The 10145-nt window shown below is 61.4% G+C and carries 7 protein-coding genes and 1 pseudogene; 6 read left to right on the top strand and 2 right to left on the bottom strand.

The window, feature by feature from the left end:
- Positions 1-224, top strand: a pseudogene (locus G552_RS0112390) (IS701 family transposase); the annotation flags it as partial.
- A gap of 3 nt (positions 225-227) precedes the next feature.
- Here G552_RS0112390 and G552_RS0112385 read toward each other — a convergent pair.
- Entirely contained in the window at positions 228-734 is a 507-nt protein-coding gene (locus G552_RS0112385) for an ABC transporter substrate-binding protein (RefSeq protein WP_027883320.1), read from the bottom strand.
- Between the two features lie 238 nt (positions 735-972).
- On the opposite strand from G552_RS0112385, the gene G552_RS0112380 reads away from it, so the two are divergent.
- The 5 genes from G552_RS0112380 to G552_RS0112360 all read left to right on the top strand — a co-directional run bounded on the left by G552_RS0112380 (position 973) and on the right by G552_RS0112360 (position 6894).
- Positions 973-2343 (top strand): acyclic terpene utilization AtuA family protein, encoded by a 1371-nt coding sequence (locus G552_RS0112380; RefSeq protein WP_036270847.1) that lies wholly within the window; start codon positions 973-975, stop codon positions 2341-2343.
- 9 nt (positions 2344-2352) lie between these two features.
- A complete protein-coding gene (locus G552_RS0112375) occupies positions 2353-2682 on the top strand; it encodes a DUF4387 domain-containing protein (protein ID WP_027883318.1) in 330 nt (109 codons plus the stop codon).
- Positions 2683-2761: 79 nt separating this feature from the next.
- Positions 2762-3598 (top strand): MurR/RpiR family transcriptional regulator, encoded by an 837-nt coding sequence (locus G552_RS0112370; protein ID WP_084640441.1) that lies wholly within the window; start codon positions 2762-2764, stop codon positions 3596-3598.
- A 237-nt stretch (positions 3599-3835) separates the two neighbouring features.
- The gene (locus G552_RS0112365) at positions 3836-6379 is read left to right on the top strand and encodes a BamA/OMP85 family outer membrane protein (RefSeq protein ID WP_027883316.1); all 2544 of its coding nucleotides are present in this window, start codon (positions 3836-3838) and stop codon (positions 6377-6379) included.
- 53 nt (positions 6380-6432) lie between these two features.
- Positions 6433-6894 carry a hypothetical protein gene (locus tag G552_RS0112360; RefSeq protein ID WP_027883315.1) on the top strand — a complete coding sequence of 154 codons (462 nt, stop codon included), beginning with the start codon at positions 6433-6435 and terminating at the stop codon, positions 6892-6894.
- A gap of 10 nt (positions 6895-6904) precedes the next feature.
- Here G552_RS0112360 and G552_RS0112355 read toward each other — a convergent pair whose 3' ends face one another.
- Positions 6905-9943 carry an adenylate/guanylate cyclase domain-containing protein gene (locus tag G552_RS0112355; protein ID WP_245575200.1) on the bottom strand — a complete coding sequence of 1013 codons (3039 nt, stop codon included), beginning with the start codon at positions 9941-9943 and terminating at the stop codon, positions 6905-6907.
- Between the last annotated feature and the right edge of the window lie 202 nt (positions 9944-10145).

Genomic DNA, 10145 nt, shown 5'->3' with positions numbered 1-10145 from the left:
ACCATCGGGGGCTCAAGCAGTGCTGTGGGGTGGAGCGGGCCCAGGTGAGGAAGGCGGTCTCCATCCTGCGGCACCTCCTCCTGGCTTTGCGGGCCTTCCTCCGGCTGGAGGTCTACCGGCTGCGCAGGGGGGTGAGCTGGTACGAGGCCAAGGCGTCCATTGTTCGCGAGGCAATACGAAGTTATCTCGCCCATCCCCTCCACATCCTTCAGCCAACTGCGTAAGTCCTAACCGTTATCAGCAGCAGCCTCATACCCCTCGAGGTTGGCCGAGATGCCCTCGAGGTTGGCCAGGGTATATCCAAAAATCCAGGGGGCATCGCGGAAAATCTGCTGCTGAATGTTGCGGTAGGCAGTCAAGCGGGCGGCCTCCTGGGTCGTGGTGGAGGCTAGCTTAAAGAGGTTATCCACGTTGGGGTTGGAGTAGAAGGAAAAGTTGCCCCGCCCGCCAGTCTCGAGCTTGGGGATGGCTAGGTCAAAGGGGTCGAAATAGGCACTGCCCCAGTCGGTCATGTAGGCAGCTCGGGTACCCTTGAGGATTTCTTCGCGCAGCACCGTGGCCTGCCAGGTACGCACCTGCACTTCCACCCCAATCTGTTTGAGCTGGGCCGCAATGGCCTGGGCCTCGTCGACCCGGTTGGGGGTGGTGTCCAGCACAAAGGTAAGCGGCCTGGCCCATACAACCGAAAAGACCAGCACCAGTGCCCAAATAAACCAGCTTTTCCTGACTTGCATCGTTTGCCTCCTCACGTGGTTTCTATCTCAACCTAAAACATTTGTTGCAGAGCAGCTAAGTTTGCACCTTATTGGCAACAACATAGGCTAAACAGCCTCGCCTGTCAATCTCAACTGTTTGGCTGACCCTAGCGATATGCAGGGATAAAGCTTTCCACAGACTGCCCCAAAACTAGGGTTTGACAACAAACTATACAAGGCATAGTATTTTAGCAACAAAATGTGTAGGCGACCTACTATGACCCAACCTAGCAAAAGCCTCCGGTTTCTGTGCCCCAATGGCCATTTAGGCTTTGCCCCCCTCAAGACCGGAAGCTTCTACCGGGGCCTCGAAGCTCATCCCGACTTTATCGTGGCCGACTCCGGCAGCAACGACATCGGACCCATTCCCTTGGGAAGCGATACCTCAACGAGTCCAGAGGAATGGCAGTACCACGACCTCGAGCAGATGCTACTCGCTGCGCGCAAGCTGGGTGTGCCCATGATTATTGGCTCGGCAGGCGACACCGGCACCAACAGCCGGGTGGATATGTTCGTGCGCATGATTCAGGAGATAGCTCACAAACACCGCCTACCTCGCTTCAAAGTGGGTTACTTTTACTCTGAAGTTAGCAAAGACTACCTCAGGGAAAAGATGCGCTCCGGCGAGCGCATTATGGGGCTGGACGGCCGGCCTGACTTGAGCCTGGCTGAGCTCGAGGCCACCGACCGCATCGTGGCGGTGGCAGGTGTGCATCCTTACATCCGCCTACTGGACATGGGTGCCGAGGTGATTATTGGAGGACGCAGCAGCGACAGCGTGATCTTCGCAGCGCCCGCCATTCGCGCCGGGTTTCCCGAGGGATTGGCCTACTACCTGGGCAAGGTGCTGGAGTGCGCCTCGTTTAACGCCGAGCCGTTTATGGGCAAAGAGAGTGTAGTTGGTGAGATTAGCCTGGAGGATGTCAGGGTAACCGCCATGCACCCCGAGCAGCGTTGCACGGTGGCCTCAGTGGCCGGTCACGCCATGTACGAGCGCTCCAATCCCTTCTACGAGCACGTGCTAGGAGGCACCCTGGACATGTCCCACTGTTGCTACGAGCAGTGGGACGACAGAACCACCCGGGTTACTGGCCCGGTTTTCCGGCCTTCTCCGGAGTGGCGGGTCAAGCTCGAGGGCGCTGGCAAGGTGGGCGAGCGGTATGTGGGCATTGTGGGCATTCGCGACCCCTACACCATTGCCCACATCGACCAGGTGATTGGCTGGGCCCGTGAGCAGGTACGCGAGCGCTTCGGCGACGAGGGCTACGAGCTGCACTACCAGCTTTACGGCAAGAATGGTGTAATGGGCGAGCTCGAGCCCTCTCGCCATACCCCCCATGAGCTGGGGGTGGTGGTCTACGGGGTGGCCCCCACCGCCGAGATGGCCCGGGAGGTGTGCATGATCGGTTCGCGGCAGATGTTCTACGCCCGGCTGCCCGAGGTCAAGGGCACGGCTGGGGGTGTGGCCTTTGCCCTGGACGAGGTGCTGCCCGCCAGCCCGGCCTACCGCTGGACTCTAAACCATACTGTTCGCATCGACGACCCGCTCGAGCTTTTTCCCACCGCCTTAACCGAGGCGGGTGTCTGAGGGGGGCCTATGACAAGGTCGGTTCCACTATCCCAACTGGCCAAAACCATCCGCAGCAAAAACGCGGGGGTGGACAAGATTACCTTTGACATCATCTTCCCCGACCGGGAAAGCTACGAACGGGTCAAAAAGAGCGGTGTGCTCAACCGGGCCTTTGTCGCTCGCCTCTATGGCATTCCCGAGTCGCGCATCAGCGACTTCGTGGAGTTTGACCCAGCCATGGCTATCAAGTTCACCATCTATCGCTTGAAGCCTAGCGGTAGCCCCGGCGACACCGATATTTTTGGCTCCCAGCAGTATGCTCCTCTGCTGGATGTGCAAATTCCACTGGACAACTAGCCGGATTGGGTAGTGCAAGGGGCTGGACTGTTGGCTTGCCGCTGAATCCTTTTGTCAGGACTTGGTGTAGTGTAACCCTGTGAGTAATCTGCAACGGTTGGTCGAACAAAAGGCAGCCGAACTCTCCCCGTCCGAGGAGCGCCTGGCTCGCCATCTGCTCGAGCACCCGGAGCTGTGGGGCTTCGAGTCTACCAGCGAACTGGCCAAGCGCTTGGGCATTCACCGCTCCACCATCGTACGCTTCGCCAAGCGCCTAGGGTTTGGGGGTTTCCCAGCCTTGCAGCGCAAGGTTCGATCAGCTTATCTCAAGATCTATGACACCTCTTCCCTCACCCTAACCCACAGCGATATCCCACGCGACACCCTGATTCATGCGGTGTATGAGCGGGAGTTGCGCAACCTCCAACAGACGTATAACAGCCTTGACCTGAAAACCCTCGAGGCCACCGCCCGTAGCCTGGCTGCAGCCAATCGGGTAGTGGTTTTTGGGCGGCGTTTTTCTTATCCCATAGCCCTGTCTATAGGCATGGCCTTGTGGTCGATGCGCGATGGGGTGCGGCTCGCACCCGAACCGGGGGGGACTGCGGTACAGGCTCTTTTTGACCTCGGCCCTGACGATTACGCCCTGGTGATCTCGCTGCGCCGGCATTCCCCCGAAGTGCAACGGGTACTAAAGTACCTTACCCAGGTGGGCGTGCCCCATACCCTCTTAACCGACACCAGCCCTAGCAACAACCTGCCTAGTCAGGCCCGCCTTATCCGGGCCCATGTGGGCAGTGCTAGCATCTTGGAGTCTTATACAGCGCTTTCCAGCATCAGCCACGTTCTTTTGGTGCTGGTGGGCCACTTGCTGCCAGGGGGCACCGAACGTTTAGCTAAAGTGGAACAAGCTTGGCGGGTCTTTAACGAACTGTAGTCGTCTGGTGCAGCTTTCGGAATAAACCGGCAGCAAAAAGATAAGGGGAGAGATAGCCCTTTAGGCCCTTGACCCTTGGCCACAACATGGCACAACGTGGGCAAAACTTGGTGGCCATGTCACGCCGAAGAAAGCAAATCTGGTCTTGGGTCAATATTCATGCGCTCTCACGAGGATTGACCAGCCCAAAATCCAGCTCTCACGCATGCTTCACCGGTTTCGCATATGGTTGGCAGCATGAAGCGATTTCTGGCTTTACTGGCCCTACTGGGCCTGGCCTTGGCTGCTCCCATTGAAGAGGTAGAGGTGCGCGGTGCCGACGCCGTGTTGGCCGCTTTAGTGCGTATCTCGCTGCCTTTTGGGGTGGGTGATGAGCCAGGTGACCTCGAGCAGGCCCGAGCCGCTGTTTTGGACAGCGGTTATTTCCGCGAGGTGCGGCTTCGCTTGGAGGGAAACAAACTGGTGGTGGAGGTGACACCCAACCCTACCATCACCCGTATCAGCGCGGCCTCGAGGGTCTTCCCAGAGGCCAACATTCTACGCTACCTGGAAACCGAGCAGGCCATCGGGGTAGGCACGGTGTTCAACCCCAAAAAGGCCACCGAAGCGGCCCAGGCCCTAGCCCGTATTTACCGCAACGAAGGCTTTCCCTTTGAGCCCAGAATCACCCCCCAGGCCACCGAGGTTTCCGGGGGTGTGGAGCTCAACTTCACCATTGAGGAGAGCCCTGAGCTGCGCTCGATAGAGCTAGGAGCAGCCACCTATGTGCCCAAAGAGCGCCTCGAGCCCCTCTTCCAGTCCGTTATCGAGGAAGGGCGCTTTTCCTTTGAGCGCTACCGCGATGCAGTAGGGCGTACTGCCGATCTGTACGCCAGCGCAGGCTTCCGCGGCAGCGGGGTAGACCTGGGGGGCACCACCCTGGAAAACGGGGTGCTAAAGGTGGCCTTCAGCGAGCTGAAGATTGCTGAGATTAACGCTCGAGGGGTGGACATTAGCCCCCTGGGCCTCAGGGTAGGCGATCCGTTCAACGTGGATCGGATTCTGGACGGAATCAACACCCTCTCGCGCAGCCTAGGCCGGGTGGTTGAGTTCCGGCCTGAGCGCATCAGCCAGGATGGCGTACGCCTCACTTTCCAGGCGGGCGAACAGCGCTTCGGAACCATCCGCGAAGTACGCCTCGAGGGCAACACCGCCATTCCCAGCGAGGAATTGCTGGCCCGCTTGAGGTTGAAGCCAGGCGACGAGTACAACCCCACCCTAGCCAACGAAGACTTCGCCCGCCTGCTGCGGGAGTACCGCGACGCCGGCTACGACCTGGTGCCTCAGCCCGAGGTTGCCTTCCGCGACGGGGTTTATGTCCAACGGCTGCGCGAGTTGCGCATTGCTGGCTACCGCATCAACCCGCCCCTAACCCGCACCGACCCTAGCGTCTTCCTGCGGGAGATGCCCCCTGTAGGGAGCCTGTTTTCGGTGGGAGCCATACGGCAGGGAATCACCAATATTCTGCGTACGGGTCTGTTGCGTGAGCCCCCCGGGGTACGGCCCCAGCAAGGGGAAAAGCCGGAGGATGTAATCCTTGAACTGAGCTTCCGCGAGGCCCAGACCGGCAGCTTCGTGCCGGGGATTTCCTGGAGCAGCCTGACCGGATGGGAAGGCAGCATCGGCATCAGCGACACCAACCTATGGGGGCTGGCCCACCAGTACAACATCACCTTGGGCCTCAACCCCAACGATGCGGGGCAGATTCTGACCTTCAGTGCCTCCTACCGCATCCCCTGGATATACGTAGATTTCGCCGACTTCAAAGAGGTACGTACCGCCTTTAGTTTCAACGTATACAGCCAGCCCCAGGCCAACATTAACTTCCCCCTGCAGCAGCTATACAACGGCACCCCTCCCGACCTGAACGGCGATGGAGTGCCCGATGAAACCTCGACCTGGCAGTACACGGAGCGCAAGACTGGCCTGGGTTTCTCCATCTCCCGTCCCTTCAGCCGCGACCTTCCCAACCTGCGCCTCTCGGTGGGGCTGGGCTGGGAATGGAGCATTCCTTTCCTCGAGGTCAATGACCCCAACCGGCCCCGTTGCCTTACCCCGGGCTCTCCACCGGTAGAGGACACCGCTTGTAGTGATGCGCTACTTCAGGACGCGCAGAGCCAGTTCGATCAGAGCGTGCGCGAATACCAGGCCATCACCCTGAGCCTAGGCACCACCTACAGCACCCTGAACAGCCCCACCTTTCCCACCCAGGGGTTTGCCATTAACCTCAACACCGGCTACGGCATCACCTTCCCCAAAGGCGGAGCGGCAACCCAGTACGTGCCAGTGGTGGTAACGGGCCGAAACTACTTCCCCCTGGATGAGGCTGGCCGGCAGGCCTTTAATGTGCGGGTCTCCTTCGGTACCATCCTGGGCACCGCCCAGGACAGCCAGAAGTTCAGCCTCGGCGGCAACAGCACCGACATTACCACCCTGCGTGGCTACGACCCCCGCTTCCTTGACAAAGGTACCGCCTTTATTAACGGCACCCTCGAGTACGGCTATGACTTCGGCCTGAGCCCCACAGGGGGCACCAACCTCTATGGCTTCATCTTCACCGATTTTGGCCGCCTCTGGCCAGCCCCAGCGGAGCGGGATGCCTTTTTTGTGGGGGCTGGGGTAGGGCTGCAACTAAACCTCGACCTGTTGGGGGCGGTCCTTCCCCCGATACGCCTGGACTATGGCTTCAGCGCGGTTAACCCCACCGGACGTTTTGCCCTGCGCCTAGGAATAGGCTTCTAGCCACCCGCGGACTCTATGGCGACGCCTACGGGCGTCGCTTTATGATGGGGGACATGGTCGCCCGCTCTAAAAGCACCCTCGAGGACGCCCCGGAATATTTCTGGGAGCGTTTCTCGGCCTATGCCCAGACCTGGCCGGTAAGCCCCGAACCCCTAGGCAGCCCGGTGCTGGAGGTGCTCACGCCCTGGGGCCCTCTGTTCGTTTTCGACCGTAGCTTACTGCCCATACGCGCGGGGCAAACCCCCCTGATTCTGCACGGACAGGTGGAAAGCTGGCAGGCAGGGCCAAACACGCCTGCTCTACAACACCAAGGCGGTGGGCGCTACCGCCTAGTGGGCCAGGTAGAAGCCGTGTTGGATATCCCCTTTTTTGTTTTGCAGCTCACCCAGCCGAAGAGTGAGGCTGGTTTGCGCTTGGTTTTGGCGGCTTCAGAACCCCCCTCGGCAGGCCAGTGGGTAGAGGTACACCTGAAGCCCCCGCTGATGGCTTTTCGCCCCGATACCTACACCCGCTGATAAACCCTCCCTACTCTAAATCCAAGGTTTGCGCCAGGCATAGCTTGGGTTGCCGAGCCAGCCAGCGCGCCCAAACCCCTAGGAGGCCGTAGCCACGGAAGTGGTAGGGGGTGAACTGGGCCTTCTCCCCTCGGAGTATCCCAAGCAACAGGGCCTTCCAAAGCCGGGCCAGGGGTGTCATGGCCTCGAACTCGAGCAGGCCATCCACCGCTTGCCCCTCGGCTAAGAGAAGCTGAGCCCGTAAAAGGCGCGCATAGCCCTGCTGAACCCTAAATCCGCGCTCTGCGGTCTGCCTAAGCAGATAATTGGAAAGGGCCAGGGCCTTTGGGGGATGGGTGCGCTGGTAGGCCAAACCCAAAAACAGCAAAGCGTGTAAGTACAAATGGGGGTTGTGCCCATGCCGGGCTAGATGGGCCGCCTGGCGCAGGTGGGCTATTCCCCGATGCTCCTTGTGCCACTGCTGCAACCCTCGGGCTAGCTGGCTAATGCTCTGAAGCTCGGGGTCGTCGACTTCGGCCAGGCCCTGAAGCAGGCGTTGCAGCATGCGGGTATTCTGCGTTCCGGAAGCCAGGGCATAGGCCAAAGCTAGATAAGCCAACAAGGAGGGGGATGGGGCTTGGGCCAGGGTCGCTTCGCCGAAGTAGAGGGCATCCTCGAGCTGGCCCGACTCCATCAGGTAGCACAGGCGTACCTGACCAACCTGTCCGATGGCCCACGGGGGAGCCCCTTCGAGCAGCAGCAAGCTTTCTTCCAGCAGTTCGGCCGCTTTTTCTAGGTCGCCCAGGTCCAGCTGCAAAGCGGCTAGGTGGCTGTTGTATAGGCTGCGAAACCAGGCCGGCAGCCCATCGTCGGGAGGGGCCCCCAGGGCCTCTAGGGCCAATTGGGGGCGGTACTGCCGCCAAAGGGCCTGCGAGAGGATCAGCCGGGCCTCGAAGCATTCGGCCGGGCACAAAGCGTATTCACGCAGGTAGGCCTCGCTCTCGGCCTGGGCTTGGGCCAGCTGCCCAGCTTGCAGCAAAGCCCTAGCCCGCACCAGGTGGCCTTTACCCGCCAGGTTAGGGGGCAGGTTTTCCAGCAGGGAACGGGCCACCTCAAGGGGGTAGGTTCGGGCCAGGGCCAGGGCCAGCCTGGGCTCCACAACCTCTTCTGTTCTGGGCCGCTCGACCTGCTCTTCCCGACCCAGGGCCAGGCTGGCCTCGAGGCGCAACGCCCAGGCCTGCTGGTATATCCGGGGGGGCAGTTGGTTCTGGCCCTCCAGTGGAAGGCTGGCCAGCTCGAAGGCCTCAGCGTAGCGGCCTAAAGCTAGGTGCGCCTCGGCAGCCTCGAGGGCGGCCTGCCAGCGCACCGGGCCTTCGGCCAGGCGCAGAGCCTCGAGGTAGCCCAGCAAGGCCCCGGCATAGCGCCCCTCGCTCCAGGCCTGTTGGGCCACCACCCGCCACATGCGGTAGGCCGTAGTGGTGTCGCCAGCGGCCTCGAGGTGGCCCGCCGCCTCGGTCAGGCGCCCCTGACGTTGGTACCAGCGGGCGGCCTGGTAGTGCCAGTTTTGTACCTGCTGCCCCCCCACCTGGCCCAAGGTGGCCTCACGCAGCCAGGGAATGGCAAAGCGAAGCTGCCCTTGGGGGTCAGCCTCGAGGAAACCCTCCCCCACCAGCCGGGTCAGGTCGGCCTCATCGCCCACCAGGTGTCGAATCAGCTCGGGTGGTGCAGTAACCCCCAGCACCGCGGCAGCCTGAAGGGCCAGACGGGCCAGGCGGGGCAGAGTGTCCAGACGAGGCTGGTAAAAAGGCAGGGGTTCCGGCTCGCCATTGGGGGTCAGGCACAGGGCCTGCACCGCCAAAGGGTACCCCCCACTAGCCTCCGCCAGGTGCAGGCTGGTGGCCGGGCCCAGCTCTGGGCGGGCTTTCTGGATCAGGCGCTGGGCATCCTCTAGGGAGAGGGGCTTCAAGGGCAGGAACACCACGTCGTCGTGGGCCTCCCAGCGGTTCTGCCGGGCCAGCAAAAGCAGCAAAACCCCCGGCGGGGCAGGCCGCCGGGTGAACTCGAGCACGGTGGGGTCCGCATTGTGCAGGTCTTCCAGCACCACCACCAGAGGGGTACGCTGGGCCGTGCGGGCCAGCAAAGTCCACCAGGTTTGGACCAAAAGCTCGTCCAGATCGCCTACCGGTAGGCCTGGGTGTTCCTCCAGGCCAATGCTAAAATCCAAAACCGTGCGCAGGTGCTCGGGCAGCTCGAGTTGCCGCAACCCCGACAGCCCATCGGGCAACAACCTTTGCAGTGCTTGCCGCAAAGCGTAGCGCAAGGCTACCCCAGCCGTCAGGCGTGGGGCCACTATCCCCCGCACCTCTGGGGGAAGGGCCTCGACGAAGTGCTGGGCCAGGTGCGACTTGCCCACCCCCATCGGCCCATACACCACTACCCGCCGCCCTGCTCCCTTGCATACGGTAGCCAGGACCTCTTGCAAGAGGCCTACCTCTTCCTCCCGCCCCAGGGCCTCAGAAGGAACGGCACGCAAACCCAGATAGCGAAAGGGCACCAGCGGTTCAGCATACCCCTTTAGCGGCTGGGGGGGTAGAGCCTCGGCCAGCGCCTCAGGCACCAGCCGTGCAGTGGTAGCATCGCACCACACCTCCCCCGGCGGAGCCGCCTGGGATAGTCGCTGCGAAAGGTTGACCGCCGGCCCTAGTACGGTCTGATCGCCCGCTACGCCTCCACCCAGCGGGGTGCGCAACACCAGCCCGCTGGCCACCCCAGCCCGGCCAGGTAGGGTGCTCGAGGAAACCATAGCCCGAGCCGCCTCCAAGGCAGCCCGAGCATCCGACTCCTGACTACGCGGCACACCAAAAACCGCCAAAAAACCATCGCCGAAGAACTTGTCTATGTGCCCACCGTAAAGCCGCACGTGGTTGGCGGCGTTTTGCAAGGCGGTGTTGGCTGCCTCCCAGGTGTCCTCTAAGGGATGGGCCAAGGCATACTCGGTAAAGCGAGAAAGGTCGAAGAATACCGCACTAACCCAGCGCCGCTCCTGTATAAAGCCCCCCCCAGGCAGCAAGGTGTTGCCGCACCGTACACAGTTTTCCTCACCGGCAGCATTACTGTGGCCACAGCGGGGACAAATCATAGGGAGGGACTACCCAAAACAAATGCCTTTTGCGACGATGCCTGCAGATGCGGATAAGGTCAGGGTGGCGCTTTACGGCAAAAAATCAGCGGATGTCCAGCAGGTTCAAGTATAGCGGCTGCCTAAGGAACTT

The sequence above is a fragment of the Meiothermus rufus DSM 22234 genome (genome assembly GCF_000423425.1).
GTDB classification, from domain to species: Bacteria; Deinococcota; Deinococci; order Deinococcales; family Thermaceae; genus Meiothermus; species Meiothermus rufus.
The sequence above is the reverse complement of the archived record's forward strand: the minus strand, read 5'-3'. Positions and strand labels throughout refer to the sequence as shown.